Source organism: Bradyrhizobium sp. 149, assembly GCF_023073915.1.
In the GTDB taxonomy this organism is placed as follows: domain Bacteria; phylum Pseudomonadota; class Alphaproteobacteria; order Rhizobiales; family Xanthobacteraceae; genus Bradyrhizobium.
The window spans coordinates 1,713,383-1,728,939 of sequence record NZ_JADPKK010000022.1 but is presented as its reverse complement, the minus strand read 5'-3'; the positions used below and the strand labels follow the sequence as shown (position 1 = coordinate 1,728,939).

Below are 15,557 nucleotides of genomic sequence, written 5' to 3'. Positions count from 1 at the left end.
GCGCTATTGCCAGCCGGGAATTCGACTTTCGACTGGGGACAATCCATGGCGGACCATAGCGAAGTGGCCTACACCACGGCCGACGGCAACGACTATGTTGCCCACGAGCAGACCTATGAGGGCTTCATCAAGCTGGTGAAGTACGGCACGGTCTCGGTCGCGCTCATCGTGATCCTGATGGCGATCTTCCTGACCTGATCTACCGCCTGTAGCACCGCCAGCGTCGTCGGTGCCCATAATATTTGCATTCAAGCCGGATTGAAACCGGTATCCAACGTTGCGGGAGTAACGCTAAGTTTGCGTGCGCGCTTTTCCCGCGTCGCCGGAGGGCCTATGAAGATCGCCGTTGCCAAGGAAATCGATCCGTCGGAGCCGCGTGTCGCCGCTTCGCCTGATACGGTGAAGAAGTTCAAGGCGTTGGGCGCCGAGATCGCCATCGAGCCGGGCGCCGGCCTCAAGTCGGGCCTGCCGGATTCCGAATTCACCGCCGTGGGGGCCACTGTCAGCGCCGACGCGCTGAAGGATGCCGACATCATCATCAAGGTGAAGCGTCCTGAAGCCTCTGAGCTGTCGCAGTACAAGCGCGGCGCGCTCGTCATCGCCATCATGGACCCCTACGGCAACGAGGCCGCGCTGAAGACGATCGCCGATGCCGGCGTCTCCGCCTTCGCGATGGAATTGATGCCGCGCATCACGCGCGCGCAGGTGATGGACGTGCTGTCCTCGCAGGCCAACCTCGCCGGCTACCGCGCCGTGATCGAGGGCGCCGAGGCCTTCGGCCGCGCCTTCCCGATGATGATGACCGCCGCCGGCACCGTGCCTGCCGCAAAAGTGTTCGTGATGGGCGTCGGCGTTGCCGGCCTGCAGGCGATCGCGACCGCGCGCCGTCTCGGCGCCGTCGTCACCGCGACCGACGTGCGGCCCGCGACCAAGGAGCAGGTCGAATCGCTCGGCGCGAAATTCCTTGCCGTGGAGGACGAGGAATTCAAGAACGCCCAGACCGCCGGCGGCTACGCCAAGGAAATGTCCAAGGAATACCAGGCCAAGCAGGCCGCGCTCACCGCCGAGCACATCAAGAAGCAGGACATCGTGATCACCACCGCGCTGATTCCGGGCCGGCCGGCGCCGAAGCTCGTCACGGCCGACATGGTCAAGTCGATGAAGCCGGGCTCGGTGCTGGTCGATCTCGCCGTCGAGCGCGGCGGCAATGTCGAAGGCGTCAAGGCGGGCGAGGTCGCCGAGGTCGATGGCATCAAGATCGTCGGCTACACCAACGTCGCCGGCCGAGTCGCGGCGTCGGCCTCCAGCCTCTACGCGCGCAATCTGTTCAACTTCATCGAAACGATGGTCGACAAGACCAGCAAGGCGCTGGCCGTGAACTGGGACGACGAGCTCGTCAAAGCGACCGCACTGACCCGGGACGGCGCCGTGATCCACCCGAATTTCCAGCCGAAGGTTTAAGGAGAGCCGTCATGGAGCATGTTGCACAAGTCGTCGATCCCTTCGTCTTCCGGCTGTCGATCTTCGTTCTCGCCGTCTTCGTCGGCTATTTCGTGGTGTGGTCGGTGACCCCGGCGCTGCATACGCCGCTGATGAGCGTGACCAACGCGATCTCCTCGGTGATCGTGGTCGGCGCGCTGCTCGCGGTCGGCGTCGGCATGATCTCGAGCGGCTCGGGCTGGGCGCGCGGCTTCGGCTTCATCGCGCTCATTTTCGCTTGCGTGAATATCTTCGGCGGCTTCCTTGTCACCCAGCGCATGCTGGCGATGTACAAGAAGAAGGTGAAGTGAGCGGCGTGCACCTCGGGGTGACGAAGACAAAGGGGACCTGAGATGAACGCCAATCTGGCTGCAGTTCTGTATCTCGTGGCGGGTGTGCTGTTCATCCTGTCACTGCGCGGGCTGTCCAGCCCCGCCTCATCGCGGCAGGGCAATTTCTTCGGCATGATCGGTATGGCGATCGCGGTCGCCACCACGCTGGCCAGCCATCCGCCGGCGGACGGCCTCGCCTGGATCCTCGTGATCCTTGGCATCGCGATCGGCGGCAGCGTCGGCGCCGTGATCGCCCGCCGTGTGCCGATGACCTCGATGCCGGAGCTGGTTGCCGCCTTCCACTCGCTGGTCGGCATGGCCGCGGTGCTGGTCGCCGCCGGCGCGTTCTACGCGCCCGAGGCCTTCGACATCGGCAGCCCCGGCAACATCCATCCGCAGAGCCTGGTCGAGATGTCGCTCGGTGTCGCCATCGGCGCCCTGACCTTCACCGGCTCGGTGATCGCGTTCCTGAAGCTGTCCGCGCGGATGAGCGGCGCCCCGATCATCCTGCCGTTCCGTCACATCATCAACATTGCGCTCGCGATCGCCCTCGTCGTCTTCATCGTCGGGCTGGTAATGACGGGCAGCGCCCTCGACTTCTGGCTGATCGTCATCATCGCGCTGGCGCTCGGCGTGCTCATGATCATCCCGATCGGCGGCGCCGACATGCCGGTCGTGATTTCGATGCTGAACTCCTACTCCGGCTGGGCCGCTGCCGGCATCGGCTTCACCCTCGGCAATTCCGCACTGATCATCACCGGCGCGCTGGTGGGATCAAGCGGCGCGATCCTGTCCTACATCATGTGCCACGCGATGAACCGCTCCTTCATCTCGGTCATCCTCGGCGGCTTCGGCGGCGAGACCGCGGCGGCCGGTGGTGGCGGCGGCGAGCAGAAGCCGGCCAAGCTCGGCTCGGCCGACGATGCGGCCTTCATCATGAAGAATGCGCAGAAGGTCATCATCGTGCCGGGCTACGGCATGGCGGTGGCGCAGGCTCAGCATGCGCTGCGCGAAATGGGCGACATCCTGAAGAAGGAAGGCGTCGAGGTGAAATACGCCATTCACCCGGTCGCGGGCCGCATGCCTGGCCACATGAACGTGTTGCTGGCCGAAGCCAACGTGCCCTATGACGAGGTGTTCGAGCTCGAGGACATCAACTCCGAGTTCGCCCAGGCCGACATCGCCTTCGTGATCGGGGCCAACGACGTCACCAACCCGGCGGCCGAAGAGGACAAGACCTCGCCGATCTACGGCATGCCGGTGCTCCAGGTCTGGAAGGCCGGCACCGTGATGTTCATCAAGCGCTCGCTCGCTTCGGGCTATGCCGGCATCGACAATCCGCTGTTCTACCGCGACAACACCATGATGCTGCTCGGCGACGCCAAGAAGGTCACCGAGAACATCGTCAAGGCGATGTAACGCGGAAGGAAGCGGACCGTGGCGAATGCGACGCGGGCAGCGTTTGCATTCGTACCCCGCTCGCCACGCGACATGCGGCTGCTGCGGTGACGTTCCGGCGTGTCTCCGCCGAGGTCATGAAATTGCTGCGGAGCTGTCGCAAGCCGTGAGCCGGAGACCGGCTGCGTCATCATGACCATCGTCAAGTGGATCGCCATCCTGCTCGTGACCGTCTATTGCGCCGGTCTCGTCGTGCTGTATGTCAGGCAGCGCGAGATGCTGTTTCCGATCCCGCCCGTCGGTCGCACCACACCGGACGCCGCGGGCCTCCCCGAGGCCGAAGAGCACGTCCTGACCACCTCCGATGGCGAGAAGGTCATCGTCTGGCACGTGCCGGCGAGGTCCGGCCGCCCCGTGATCCTGTATTTTCCGGGCAATGGCGATTATCTTGCCGGTCGCGTCAGCCGCTTCAAGGCCATGACGGCGGACGGCATGGGCCTCGTCGCGCTGTCCTATCGCGGCTATGCCGGCTCGAGCGGTGCGCCGAGCGAGGAGGGCCTGCTGCACGATGCAGCGGCCGCCTACGCCTTCACCACTGCGCGCTATGCGGCGGAACGAATCGTCGCCTGGGGCTTTTCGCTCGGGACCGGCGTGGCGGTCGCGATCGCCTCGGAGCATCGTGTTGGAAAACTCATCCTGGAAGCTCCCTATACGTCGACGGCCGACATTGCTGCTTCATCGTTCTGGTTTGTTCCGGTGCGCCTGCTGATGCGAGATCCCTTTCATTCCGACGAGCGCATCCCGCGCGTCACTGTGCCGCTATTGGTGATGCATGGCACCAATGACCTTGTCATTTCGATCGTGTTCGGAGACCGTCTGTTCGCGCTCGCGCATGAACCGAAACAGTTCGTTCGCTTTGCGGGTGGCGGACACGACAATCTCGATGCTTTCGGTGCGATCGAAACGGCGAGGCGCTTCATTGCTTCCTAGACGGCTTGTTGTTCGGTGCGGGAGCGGGTTCATCGCCGCGATCCTCGTCGTGTTGTTGCCACAGCACGCATGGGCGGCGACCGGGCTGGACGGCGCGGCGATGCGCTGGCCCTATGCGCTGCCCTTTGCCGGCCTGCTGCTGTCGATCGCGCTCGGGCCGCTGCTGTTTGCAAAGGTCTGGCACCACCATTACGGCAAGATCGCCGCGGTCTGGTCGCTGCTGGCGCTCGCCTCGCTCGTCATCTTGGCCGGGAGCATGGCGACGCTGGCGGCGCTCGTTCACGCCATGCTCGCCGAATATCTCGGTTTCATCGTGCTGCTGTTCTCGCTCTATGTCGTGGCCGGCGGCATTCTCGTCACCGGCGACATCAAGGCGACGCCGGCGGCGAATGCCGGCATCCTCGCGCTCGGCACGCTGATGGCGAGCGTCGTCGGTACCACGGGGGCGGCCATGATCCTGATCCGCCCTTTGATCCGCGCCAACCGTCCGCGGCGCTACAACGCCCACGTCGTCATCTTCTTCATCATCCTGGTCGCCAATGTCGGCGGCGCGCTGAGCCCGCTCGGTGATCCCCCGCTGTTCGTCGGCTTCCTGCATGGCGTGGACTTCTTCTGGACCACGCGGACCATTTGGCTACAGACCGCCATCGTTGCCGGACTGCTGCTCGCGATCTTCGTCGCCGTCGACGTCTGGCGCTTCCGTAGCGAACCCTTGCTCACCGGCGCCGGTGCCGGGAAGCCGGTCCGCATCCGCGGCCTCGTCAACCTGGTGCTGATCGCAGCCATCGTCGCGACCCTGCTGGCTTCGGCGATGTGGAAGCCCGGCATCGCGTTCGACATTCTCGGAACCAGGCTGGAGCTGGAAGACATCGCCCGCAACGCGGCGCTGCTGGCCATAGCGGCCCTGTCGGTGTGGTTGACGCCGGACGAGCACAGGCAGGCGAACGGCTTCACCTGGGAGCCGATCCGCGAGGTCGCAAAGCTGTTCGCCGGCATTTTTGTCGCGATCATCCCGGTCATTGCCATGCTCAATGCCGGCCATCACGGCGCGTTCGCCTGGCTGCTGTCCGCCGTCACGGCGACGGACGGCACGCCGCGCGAGGTTGCCTATTTCTGGTTCACCGGCCTGATGTCGGCGTTCCTCGACAATGCGCCGACCTATCTGTTGTTCTTCGAGCTCGCCGGCGGCGATCCGCAGGTGCTGATGCACGAGCTCTCGGGCACGCTGGCCTCTATCTCCATGGGCGCGGTCTACATGGGCGCGCTCACCTATATCGGCAATGCGCCGAACTTCATGGTGAGCAGCATCGCCAGCGAGAACGGCATCGCGATGCCGAGCTTCTTCGGCTATTTCGTGCGCGCCAGCGCGGTGCTGATCCCGCTGTTCGTGCTGCTGACCCTGCTGCCGTTCGCGCCGATCCTGCACTGGCGTTGAATCTACCGGCCGATTTGCTACTGCTCGCCCAAGATGCGATGAATTTCGTCGCATCTTGGGCTTTTCGTTTGAGCACGATCCGTTCGGAGAGCCGCGACATACTTTTCCGGGTCGTGCGCGAAGCAATTGGAGCCGATGGATGAGCGCGCATAGCCCGATGCCCCGGTCGGCCTGGATCTTTCCGGCGCTGGCCGTGCTGTTGTTCGCCGCCGTCAGCGCAACGGACTACGTGTTCACGCTGTCGTTCGGCGGGCTCGTCTTCGCCCTCGTGCTCCTGGTCATCCTGTTCGGCACGGTGTTTGCCGCGGTCCATCATGCCGAAGTGATCGCCGAACGGGTCGGCGAACCCTATGGCACGCTGGTGCTGACGCTCTCGGTGACCATCATCGAGGTGGCGCTGATCACCACGATCATGCTGGGCAACAAGCCGGCCCCGGAACTGGCGCGCGACACCGTGTTCGCCGTGGTCATGATCGTCTGCAACGGCCTCGTCGGGCTCTGCATCTTCATCGGTGGGCTGCGCTATCGCGAGCAGGGCTTTCAGCTCTCCGGCGCCAACGTCTATCTCAGCGTGCTGTTCGCGCTCGCGACCATCACCCTGATCATGCCGAACTACACGACGACCACGCCGGGCCCGGTCTATTCGGCGGTTCAACTCGGCTTCGTCGACGTGGTCACGCTCGCGCTGTATGGGGTGTTTCTCTACACCCAGACCGTGCTGCACAAGGATTACTTCGTTCACGATCGGGCAGGGGGCGGGAGCGGCGAGGCGCATCTGTCGGGCCGGACCTTGGTGCTCAGCGTCGTGCTGCTGCTCATTGCGCTGCTGGCGGTCGTGCTGCTGGCCAAGAAGTTCTCGCTGGTGGTCGACGCCGTCGCGGCCAGGATCGGTGCGCCGCCCGCCTTTGCGGGGCTTCTGGTCGCGCTCCTGATCCTGCTGCCGGAAGGCGTCGCGGCGGTCTCGGCGGCCCGCAAGAACGACCTCCAGAAGAGCATCAACCTCGCGCTCGGCTCCTCGCTGGCCACCATCGGGCTGACCATCCCGGCCGTCGGTGTCGCCACCTATGCGCTCGACAAGGAGCTCACGCTCGGCCTCAGCGCGCAGGGCAGCGTCCTTTTGCTCCTGACCTTCTTCCTGAGCATGCTGACCTTCGGTACGGGCAGGACCAATGTCCTGTTCGGGCTGGTCCATATGGTGGTATTTGCCGTCTACGTGTTCATGGTTTTCGTGCCCTGAACCCGTTTTCCGGATCATGCCCCAGGAGAGTTCCGATGCTTGCCGCCAATTCCGAGGTTCAGGTCGACAATGAGCAGGTTCGGGTGACCGAGTGGCGGCTCGCGCCAAACAGCGCCACGGGGCATCACACCCACGGCATGGACTACGTCATTGTTCCCGTGGTCGCCGGCGAAATGACCATCGTGGCGCCCAATGGCGAGCGCTCCAAGGCGCAGCTCGCGGCTGGAAAATCCTACTTTCGCAAGGCTGGCGTCCAACACGACGTGCTTAACGAAACCGCAACCGAGATCGTGTTCCTTGAAGTCGAGCTCAAGCCGTAAGTCCGGCGTACCCCTTTGCCATTGATCCGTCGCAGTTGATCCCTCACTATGCCTCAAAGTTCCCGCATCAGATCGCGCGGGGAGTGGCCGGAATGCTGAAATACGTCGCTAAAATCTCGATGGACATCTTCCCCTCGGTGCTCGCAACGATCATCGGGGCGTACATCGTTAATCATTACATCAACGCCAAGCCGGCGGCGGATGCGCCCGCGGCCGTGATGGCGCCTGTCGAAGCCGGCAAGAACGGCAAGCCCGCCGATGTGGCCAATCTCCCCGCGCCCGGCGTCAAGGCCAAGGGCATCTCCGAGAAGAACGTGACGGACAAGCCGGCGGCCGACAAGGCTGCCGATCAGCCGGGCGCTGAGTCCAAGACAACTGAGAAGACGACCGAGAAGGCGACTGCGGACGTAGCGCCGGCCGAGCCCACCCCGCGCGGCAGGCCGTCCGCGCGCGAGAAGGCGGTCGCCAAGTCCACCCCGGCCGTCACTGCACCCATTGCCGCCACCCCGGTGGTGGAAGCCAATTCTGCGCCGGCTGCTGCCGCGCCGTCCGTAACCCCCGACGCCAACGATCTCGTGCGCGCCGCGATCGAGCGCCTGCGCAAGTCGCCTGAGGGCAAGTCTTCCGAGGCCAAATCTTCCGAGACCAAATCTTCCGAGACCAAGGCCTCCGAGAGCAAGTCGCCCGAGAGGACCCAGGAGCCTGCGGTGCGGGAGGCCGCCCGCACCCCGGAAGCCCCGCGTATTATCCCCATGGACCCGTCCATGGTGCGTCCGTTGCCGCCGCCGATCACCGTCTCGACGCCCGCACCCGAGCCCTATGGCAATGGTGGCTCGTCGCAGGCGATCCCGCCCTACACGGCATCGGTCGGCAACGAGAACCCGAATCGGCTGACGCCTCCGGCCGATATTCCGGTCCCGATGATCGCGCCCCCGCTCGATCTGCGCGCCGATGCCGGCGCGTCCATGCCGCGGCCGAAGACCAATGTCGCCGACGACATGCTGTCGGGCGTCAAGTCCATGTTCCATTCCGTTCTGCCGAAGAGCGTCACCCCGGATTAAGACGGCGCCTGCGCTGCGTCAGGATCGTCAGCCGCCGACGCGGGCGAGGCCGCTGCGGGCGGCGTCGTCGCGTGGCCGAAGCGAGACCGCCTTGGTGTAGGACGCCGCCGCCTTGGTCCTGTCGCCCAGCCGTTCATAGGCTTGTCCGCGCGTGCTCCAGACCTGGGCATTGTGCGGATCGGCCTCGGAAGCCTCATCCAGATCGGCCGCAGCTTCCTTGACCTTGCCGAGGGCGAGATAGCTGGTGGCGCGGCCGAGCAGCGGCTCGACCTTCTGCGGGTTGAGTCCGCTCGCGGCGCTGAAATCGGCGATCGCGAAATCGTGCTGGTTTTTACTTTGGTAGATCAGGGCGCGGCCATAGAGCGCCTGCGCATTGTAGGGATCGAGCCCGACCGCGTGACTGAATTCGTCGAGCGCGGCCGCCGTCTCGCCGGACTTTGCCAGAGCCTGGGCCTTTGCCGTACGGGCTTGGGCTTCGCTGACATTGCCGGCGCTGACCACGTTCTCGGCGGTCGTGGCTGCCTTGGGGGCCTCCTGCGGCTTGTCCTTCTCCGGCGTCAGCGATCCCAGATCGAAGGAGCAGCCGCACAGCGAAATCCCCATCAAGGTCAGCGCGAGCGGCTGCAGCCAGATCTGGCGTAACCGCGCCAAGCCGCGCTTGGGGAAAGGGGAGGCCATCTACGGTTCGCTCGCGCTGGTGCCGCATCGGTAGTGCCCCGTCCCAGAAAGGCACCGCTCACAAAACAATAACGCGAGCCAGGGGCCCGCGTCATCGAAAACTGTAGTCTTTTCAAGCTTGGGAAATCAGCGCGGTCCGCGCGGACCAGCACTTGCGCCCGCACCCGCACCCGGGCCGCCACGACCGCCACGATCACCGCCGGGGCCAGCGCCGAACACCGGCTTCGGCTTCATCGGCAGCAGGCCTTCGCGCTGCAGCTTCTTGCGGGCCAGCTTGCGCGCGCGACGCACGGCTTCGGCCTTTTCGCGGGCCTTCTTCTCGGAGGGCTTTTCGTAGTGACCGCGGAGCTTCATCTCGCGGAAAATACCCTCGCGCTGCATCTTCTTCTTCAGCGCCTTGAGGGCTTGGTCGACATTGTTATCGCGAACGAGAACCTGCACGCGGCATCCTCTTCAGTGGATCGGATTTGAATTCTGGTAAGTCAAAGGGGATGGCGAAACGCACAAGCCCTTAACCTTGAGGGCGCGGATGTATCAGACAAAACCTGGGATGTCCACCGGCCAAGCGGGTTTTCGGGCCAAGTTCAGCCATTAAATGAGGCAGAATACCTCTGTGCGGCCCTGATTTGGGAGATTTGACGCCAAGGGTGGGGCCGTTTCCGGAGCTTTGTTCCGGAATCTTTGAAAGCAGGGGACGACACACATGGATATGAAGAAATACGCCGCCGAGGCTATCGGCACCTTTTGGCTCACATTCGCAGGTTGCGGAAGTGCGGTGATCGCAGCCGGCTTTCCGCAGGTCGGCATCGGCCTAGTCGGCGTCTCCCTCGCATTCGGGCTGAGCGTGGTCACCATGGCCTATGCGATCGGCCACATCTCCGGCTGCCATCTCAACCCGGCGGTCACCGTCGGTCTTGCTGTCGGCGGACGTTTTCCGGCCGGACAGATCCTGCCTTATGTGATCGCGCAAGTAGCCGGCGCGATCGTGGCCGCGTGGCTCCTCTACGTCATCGCAAGTGGAGCTCCCGGCTTCGACGTCAGCAAAGGCTTCGCGTCCAACGGTTACGACGCCCATTCGCCCGGCCAGTACAGCATGATCGTGTGCTTCCTCACCGAAGTCGTGATGACCATGATGTTCCTGTTCATCATCATGGGCGCGACCCACGGCCGTGCGCCCGCGGGCTTTGCGCCGCTGGCGATCGGGCTCGCGCTGGTGATGATCCATCTCGTCAGCATCCCCGTCACCAACACCTCGGTGAATCCGGCGCGCAGCACGGGTCCCGCGCTGTTCGTCGGCGGCTGGGCGACAGCGCAGCTCTGGTTGTTCTGGGTCGCGCCAGTGATTGGCGGTGCGCTGGGCGGGGTGATCTATCGCTGGCTCAGCGACGAGCCCACCGGCGTCGTCGTGGGTGCGAAGACGGCGTAACCGCAAAGCGGGATCGCGGCATCCGCCGCGGTCCCCTTACTTGCCGGTCGTGGGTCGCACTTGGGTGACGTGGCCCATCTTGCGGCCGGGGCGCGGCGAGCCCTTGCCGTAGATGTGCACGGTCGCGCCCGGCACGCTCAGCCACTTGTCGTAGTCTTTGATCTCGTCGCCGATCAAATTGGTCATGGTGACGATCTCGCCGTGGCGCACGGGCTTGCCGAGAGGCCAGCCGGCAATAGCGCGAATGTGCTGCTCGAACTGCGAGACGGATGCACCGTCGAGCGTCCAGTGTCCGGAATTATGCACGCGCGGAGCGATCTCGTTGACCAGCACCTTCGGTCCGCTGCCGCTGGCGAGCACGAACATCTCGACGGCAAGCACGCCGACATAATCGAGCGCGCCCGCGATCTTGCCGGCGATGCTGCGCGCTTCCTCGGCAAGCACGTCCGGGATCCGGGCGGGCGCACGGGAGATCTTCAGGATGTGGTCGCGGTGCTCGTTTTCGGTGACGTCGAAACACTCGACCTGACCTGTGGCCGAGCGGGCCGCGATCACGGAAATCTCGCGCTCGTACGGCACGAAGGCTTCCAGGATCGCCGATTTGGTGGCGAGACTGGTCCACACTTTCGCGATGTCGTCGCCCTCGCGGATGATAGCCTGGCCCTTGCCGTCGTAGCCGAAGCGGCGGGTCTTCAGCACCGCCGGAAGGCCGATCCTGACGATCGCCTCGCGCAACGAAGCCACCGATGTGACGTCGGCGTAAGCGGCCGTGCCGATGCCGAGCCGCGAGACAAAATCCTTCTCGGCGAGCCGGTCCTGGGTGGTCTCCAGGATCTTGCGGTTGGGCAGCACGGGGCGACGCGCATCCAGCACCATCGCGGCCGCGGACGGCACGTTCTCGAATTCGTAGGTGATAACGTCGACGTCGTGGGCGAACAGCTCAAGTGCTTCGACGTCGGCATATTCGGCGCAGGTCGCATTCAGGACGACGTCGAAGGCAGGCGAGTCCGGATCGGGCGAGAACACCTGACAGCGCAGGCCGAGCCGTGCCGCCGCCATCGCCAGCATTCGCCCTAATTGTCCGCCGCCGAGGATTCCGATGGTGTCGCCGGGCTTCAGCTTCACCTGCTTTGCGTCAGTCACGCCTTGTCCTCCGGGCGCTCGGCAACCGCCTCGGTCTGCGCCTTGCGCCAGGCGGCGAGGCGGTCGGACAAGGCCGGGTCGGACAAGGCCAGCACGGCGGCCGCCAGTAGCGCCGCATTGATGGCGCCGGCCTTGCCGATGGCGAGGGTGCCGACCGGAATGCCCGCGGGCATCTGGACGATCGAATAAAGCGAATCGATGCCCTTGAGCGTCCTGGATTCGATGGGAACGCCGAACACGGGCAGTTCGGTCAGCGCCGCCGCCATGCCGGGCAGGTGCGCTGCGCCACCCGCGCCGGCGATGATGACCTTGTAACCGGCCGTCTTGGCCCCCTTGGCGAACGCAAACAGCCGGTCGGGAGTGCGGTGTGCCGAAACGATGCGGGTGTCGGCGGCAAGGCCGAGCGCTGCAAGCGTGTCGGCGGCATGCCGCATCGTGTCCCAGTCCGACTGGCTTCCCATGATGATGGCGATCGGCGCGGTCATGACGTCAATTGTGCTCGAAAAACAGAAAGATAGGCCAGATTAACGGTTCCGGCCGGTGGCTCGCAAGGCGGTGGCAAGGAGAAGGGAATGCACTATCCTGTCTTGGTGAATCCCCGCAAGCCTTCATTGAGCAGGATGCCCATGAAGAAACCAAAAAGGGCGAGCGCTACGAAGGCCAAAAAGGGCCCGAAGACCAGCGCCAACCGTTCCAAAGCTGCCCCCAAGCGTCCGGCCAAGCGTCCGGTGAGGCCTCCGACCAGACCGTCGCGGCGCGAAGCGCCGGCCGATGACGGCGCCGAGGCGGCTGTCAAGGCTGCTATCCGCGACCTCCGGAGCAAGCTCAAGCGGGCGCTGCGGCGGGTCGCGGAGCTCGAGGCGGCCGCCGACACCGACTTCCTGCTCGAAATTCCGAACCGGCGCGGCTTCGAACGCGAACTCGCCCGCGCCGTCGCCTACATGAAGCGCTACCGCGCCAGCGGCGCACTGATCGTGCTCGACGTCGATCGGCTGAAGCCGATCAACGATTCCTTCGGCCATGCCGCCGGCGACGAGGTGCTGAAGGCGATTGCCGCCACGCTGACGCGGCAGATCCGCGCCTCGGACGTGGTCGGCCGGCTCGGCGGCGACGAGTTCGCGCTGCTGCTCTGGAATCTCAGCGAGACCGACGCCAAGGCGAAAGCCGCGGCTTTCGAGCAGGCTATCGACGAATTGTCCTTTGTCTTTCGCGGCCAGCACGTGAGCGCGGGCGCTTCCGCCGGCGTCGCCCTGCTTGGCGTGCAGTCCGACGCCATCCGCGCCCTGGAGGAGGCCGATGCCGCCATGTATGTGCGCAAGGCGCACAGGCGGCACGAGCCGCGCATCAGACTCGTCAGCAGTTAATTAAAGCGTGCCGAGGTCTTTCGGTACATCGCCGAAACTGCGGAGCAGTTTGGCGTCACCGAATTCGCCGGTCATGGGATTGCCGCTGCGGCTGAACGCGACCGCGCCGGTATGGCCGGCGCCGTGCGACATAATCTCGGCGCGCCGTAACGCGGCCGCCGAAGTCTGGCATTCCTCGGCCGCACCTGCGACCGGCGATCCGTCCTCGTCGATCAGGAAGGGCAATGCAACGTAATAGGTGACATCGGACATGGTCGGCTCCGATAGCTGACAAGTCAGGCGGCGCTGCTCTTGCTCCGCATCTTGCTGCGCGAGGTCTCCGGAATGCAGCCGGCGGAAATCGCCGCCTGCAATTCCTCGAGCTCGGCCTCCAGATATTCATTGGCCATGATCAGCGCCTTGATGGTGCTGCGCAGATTGCCGTCGCACATTGCGATCGCCTGATCGCAGGCTTGTTCATAATGGCTGTTGTCGAGAAGGGCGTTTGCCGACATCTGCGTTTTTCCTTGGGCGGTTTTTCTGGGCGTTGGATGTCCAAATGTTCTTATTTTGTTCCTTTGGAGTCAAGCGGATTCACGCGCGGCGGCCGCCGTAAAGCTCTGCCTGTGGATCAGGCGATGATGTCGGGCGTGATCTGGTCTTCGATGAACGCGATACGGTCGCGCAACAGCAGCTTGCGTTTCTTTAACCGCTGTAACCGCAACAGGTCGGGGGCGGGCGACTGATGCAGTGCATCGATCGCCGCATCGAGGTCTCGGTGTTCCTGGTGCAACCGGGCGAGCTCGGATTCGAGTTCGCGCGCATCTTCATTGGTCATGTCTGCGGTGGCCGAAAAACCGATAGGCGTGGGATTAAGGCTGTGGATGCCCTGTGGAAACTATCGTCCTTGCGCGGCGTGATCGCAAGCGATCTGCGACCGTGGCGCGCCGATCTCCCGCAACATATTTCTGCGGCTCGTGACGGCGTTGCGCAAGCGCATTGATATCATGGATTTTTCCCGAGCGGTTCCCTTACTCACGCTTCGTTACATATGAATTTTCAAAAATGACACTGCGACCACGGATACCCATCGACAGAACGAATCGGTGATGTACACTTCCTCGTCCGGATCGAATCCAAGGTTCACCCCTACCGAGGAGGTTTCGAATGACAATTCAGGCACATCTGGTTGAATTGGAACGGAAGCACAAAACTCTCGAAAACGAATTGCACGACGCTCTCGTGCACCTTTCAACAGACGACCTGCAAATTGTTGAGTTGAAGCGCCGGAAGTTGATGGTCAAGGACCAGATCGAGCGTCTGAGGCACGGCGACACGCTCCACTAGTAACCCCTTTACAGCGTAGAGTTGATCGTACCCTTTCACGCAAGGGTGAGAGCTTTTGCGCTCATCCTTGCGGCAAGGTGCGCGCCGCGCAATCATTGCGCGGGAGCTAGAGCCCTGCGAGTTCGGCAACGTGATCCGCGATGGCGAGCGATGACGTCAATCCGGGTGACTCGATGCCGAACAGATTGATCAGGCCTTCGACCCCGTGATCGCGCGGTCCCTGCATCAGGAAATCCTGCGTGGCCACCGACGGCGGCACGATTTTCGGGCGGATGCCGGAATAGCTCGGCATGAGCGCACCGTCGGGCAGCGTCGGCCAGTATTTACGGATCGCCGGATAGAAGCGCTCGGCGCGTGACGGGTCGACCTCGTAATCGATCGTCTCGATCCATTCGACGTCAGGGCCGAAACGTGCCTGCCCTGCCATATCCAGCGTCAGATGCACCCCTAGCCCGCCGGGCTCGGGCACCGGATAGATCAGGCGCGAGAACGGCGCCCTGGCATTGCAGCTGAAGTAATTCCCCTTGGCGAGATAGGCCGGCGGAATCTGCTCCAGCGGCATGCCGTCGATGCTGCGCGCCACCGTCGTTGCCGAGAGCCCCGCGGCGTTGACGAGAAGGCTGCATTGCAGCGTCATCGGCGCTTCGCCGCCCGCCTCGATCTCGATGACGCCGGCGGTCGCCTTGGCACGGATCAGCGGGGTGTGAAACGCGAAGGCCGCGCCTGCTTCCTCGGCTTCACCGCGCAGCGAGAGCATGTAGGCATGGCTGTCGATGATGCCGGTCGACGGCGACAGCAGCGCGGCGTCGCAGGCGAGCGCCGGCTCCAGCGCGCATGCCGCCTTGCCCGTGAGCAACTGCATGTCGAGCACGCCGTTGGCCTCGGCATGCGCCTTGATCGATTGCAGCTTCTCGGTCTCTTTCGGATTGGTCGCGACGATCAGCTTGCCGCAATTCCTGTGCGGGATGCCGCGCTCGGAACAATAACGGTAGAGAGCGTGCTTGCCGTCGACGCACATGCGCGCCATCCAGCTTCCGGCGCGGTAGTAGATGCCGGCATGGATCACCTCGCTGTTGCGCGAGGAGGTGATGGTGCCGATGGCGTCGGCTTCCTCGAGCACGATCACCTCACGCCCGGCTTGCGCCAGCTTTCGAGCCACCGCGAGCCCGATCACGCCGGCTCCGATGACGACGCAATCGACCCTATCCATAGTTGTGCAGGACGTCTGCGCGAAGCGACGGTGACCTTAGGGCTGGGGACGACGGCGCGTGGGCGTTTTCCGTTAAGGAAGCGTTTATCATGTCAGGGCAATTGCCGTATTTGACGTCACATTTTTCCGTTGCACATACAGGCGTTTACCCGATCCAA

20 protein-coding genes are annotated in these 15,557 nt (G+C 64.1%); 12 read left to right on the top strand and 8 right to left on the bottom strand.

Annotation, left to right across the window (positions count from 1 at the left end):
- Nucleotides 1-45 precede the first annotated feature (45 nt).
- The 9 genes from IVA88_RS26015 to IVA88_RS25975 all read left to right on the top strand — a co-directional run bounded on the left by IVA88_RS26015 (nt 46) and on the right by IVA88_RS25975 (nt 8,252).
- On the top strand, nt 46-198 hold the full coding sequence (locus IVA88_RS26015) for an aa3-type cytochrome c oxidase subunit IV (RefSeq protein WP_008546229.1): 153 nt from the start codon (nt 46-48) through the stop codon (nt 196-198).
- A gap of 135 nt (nt 199-333) precedes the next feature.
- The gene (locus tag IVA88_RS26010; protein WP_247499999.1) at nt 334-1,461 is read left to right on the top strand and encodes a Re/Si-specific NAD(P)(+) transhydrogenase subunit alpha; all 1,128 of its coding nucleotides are present in this window, start codon (nt 334-336) and stop codon (nt 1,459-1,461) included.
- Between the two features lie 11 nt (nt 1,462-1,472).
- Nucleotides 1,473-1,790 carry a proton-translocating transhydrogenase family protein gene (locus IVA88_RS26005; RefSeq protein WP_018453812.1) on the top strand — a complete coding sequence of 106 codons (318 nt, stop codon included), beginning with the start codon at nt 1,473-1,475 and terminating at the stop codon, nt 1,788-1,790.
- Between the two features lie 42 nt (nt 1,791-1,832).
- Entirely contained in the window at nt 1,833-3,230 is a 1,398-nt protein-coding gene (locus IVA88_RS26000) for an NAD(P)(+) transhydrogenase (Re/Si-specific) subunit beta (protein WP_085349147.1), read from the top strand.
- Nucleotides 3,231-3,401: 171 nt separating this feature from the next.
- Entirely contained in the window at nt 3,402-4,199 is a 798-nt protein-coding gene (locus IVA88_RS25995; RefSeq protein ID WP_247499998.1) for an alpha/beta hydrolase, read from the top strand.
- On the top strand, nt 4,153-5,634 hold the full coding sequence (locus IVA88_RS25990; RefSeq protein WP_247499997.1) for a sodium:proton antiporter: 1,482 nt from the start codon (nt 4,153-4,155) through the stop codon (nt 5,632-5,634). The genes IVA88_RS25995 and IVA88_RS25990 overlap by 47 nt, the downstream gene beginning before the upstream one ends.
- 139 nt (nt 5,635-5,773) lie before the next feature.
- Nucleotides 5,774-6,871 (top strand): ionic transporter y4hA, encoded by a 1,098-nt coding sequence (locus IVA88_RS25985; RefSeq protein ID WP_247499996.1) that lies wholly within the window; start codon nt 5,774-5,776, stop codon nt 6,869-6,871.
- 35 nt (nt 6,872-6,906) lie between these two features.
- Nucleotides 6,907-7,191 carry a cupin domain-containing protein gene (locus IVA88_RS25980; protein WP_247499995.1) on the top strand — a complete coding sequence of 95 codons (285 nt, stop codon included), beginning with the start codon at nt 6,907-6,909 and terminating at the stop codon, nt 7,189-7,191.
- A gap of 92 nt (nt 7,192-7,283) precedes the next feature.
- Nucleotides 7,284-8,252 (top strand): hypothetical protein, encoded by a 969-nt coding sequence (locus IVA88_RS25975; RefSeq protein ID WP_247499994.1) that lies wholly within the window; start codon nt 7,284-7,286, stop codon nt 8,250-8,252.
- 27 nt (nt 8,253-8,279) lie between these two features.
- Here IVA88_RS25975 and IVA88_RS25970 read toward each other — a convergent pair whose 3' ends face one another.
- Together IVA88_RS25970 and rpsU are read right to left on the bottom strand one after the other, a co-directional pair.
- Nucleotides 8,280-8,930: a tetratricopeptide repeat protein gene (locus IVA88_RS25970; protein WP_247499993.1), complete on the bottom strand. Its 651-nt coding sequence runs from the start codon at nt 8,928-8,930 to the stop codon at nt 8,280-8,282.
- A gap of 126 nt (nt 8,931-9,056) precedes the next feature.
- Nucleotides 9,057-9,371: a 30S ribosomal protein S21 gene (gene rpsU, locus IVA88_RS25965; protein WP_007614218.1), complete on the bottom strand. Its 315-nt coding sequence runs from the start codon at nt 9,369-9,371 to the stop codon at nt 9,057-9,059.
- A gap of 262 nt (nt 9,372-9,633) precedes the next feature.
- Between rpsU and aqpZ the strand changes: the two genes are divergently transcribed.
- The gene (gene aqpZ / locus IVA88_RS25960) at nt 9,634-10,356 is read left to right on the top strand and encodes an aquaporin Z (RefSeq protein WP_247499992.1); all 723 of its coding nucleotides are present in this window, start codon (nt 9,634-9,636) and stop codon (nt 10,354-10,356) included.
- A gap of 36 nt (nt 10,357-10,392) precedes the next feature.
- Here aqpZ and IVA88_RS25955 read toward each other — a convergent pair whose 3' ends face one another.
- Both IVA88_RS25955 and purE read right to left on the bottom strand, forming a co-directional pair.
- Nucleotides 10,393-11,499, bottom strand: a complete 1,107-nt coding sequence (locus IVA88_RS25955) for a 5-(carboxyamino)imidazole ribonucleotide synthase (protein ID WP_247499991.1) — start codon at nt 11,497-11,499, stop codon at nt 10,393-10,395.
- Nucleotides 11,496-11,984, bottom strand: a complete 489-nt coding sequence (gene purE / locus IVA88_RS25950) for a 5-(carboxyamino)imidazole ribonucleotide mutase (protein ID WP_247499990.1) — start codon at nt 11,982-11,984, stop codon at nt 11,496-11,498. The genes IVA88_RS25955 and purE overlap by 4 nt, the downstream gene beginning before the upstream one ends.
- Nucleotides 11,985-12,125: 141 nt before the next feature.
- Here purE and IVA88_RS25945 point away from each other — a divergent pair, with 141 nt between their 5' ends.
- A complete protein-coding gene (locus tag IVA88_RS25945) occupies nt 12,126-12,863 on the top strand; it encodes a GGDEF domain-containing protein (RefSeq protein WP_247499989.1) in 738 nt (245 codons plus the stop codon).
- On the opposite strand, the gene IVA88_RS25940 is transcribed toward IVA88_RS25945, so the two are convergent.
- The 3 genes from IVA88_RS25940 to IVA88_RS25930 form a co-directional block, all read right to left on the bottom strand.
- Complete coding sequence (locus IVA88_RS25940; protein WP_247499988.1) at nt 12,864-13,115, bottom strand: hypothetical protein; 252 nt, start codon at nt 13,113-13,115, stop codon at nt 12,864-12,866. It lies immediately after the preceding gene.
- A gap of 23 nt (nt 13,116-13,138) precedes the next feature.
- Entirely contained in the window at nt 13,139-13,357 is a 219-nt protein-coding gene (locus IVA88_RS25935) for a hypothetical protein (RefSeq protein WP_247499987.1), read from the bottom strand.
- Nucleotides 13,358-13,473: 116 nt separating this feature from the next.
- Nucleotides 13,474-13,680 (bottom strand): DUF465 domain-containing protein, encoded by a 207-nt coding sequence (locus IVA88_RS25930; protein ID WP_027519980.1) that lies wholly within the window; start codon nt 13,678-13,680, stop codon nt 13,474-13,476.
- Nucleotides 13,681-14,009: 329 nt separating this feature from the next.
- Between IVA88_RS25930 and IVA88_RS25925 the strand changes: the two genes are divergently transcribed.
- On the top strand, nt 14,010-14,189 hold the full coding sequence (locus IVA88_RS25925; RefSeq protein WP_247319677.1) for a DUF465 domain-containing protein: 180 nt from the start codon (nt 14,010-14,012) through the stop codon (nt 14,187-14,189).
- 106 nt (nt 14,190-14,295) lie between these two features.
- Here the strand turns inward: IVA88_RS25925 and IVA88_RS25920 are convergent, their stop codons facing one another.
- The gene (locus IVA88_RS25920; protein ID WP_247499986.1) at nt 14,296-15,399 is read right to left on the bottom strand and encodes an NAD(P)/FAD-dependent oxidoreductase; all 1,104 of its coding nucleotides are present in this window, start codon (nt 15,397-15,399) and stop codon (nt 14,296-14,298) included.
- Nucleotides 15,400-15,557 lie beyond the last annotated feature (158 nt).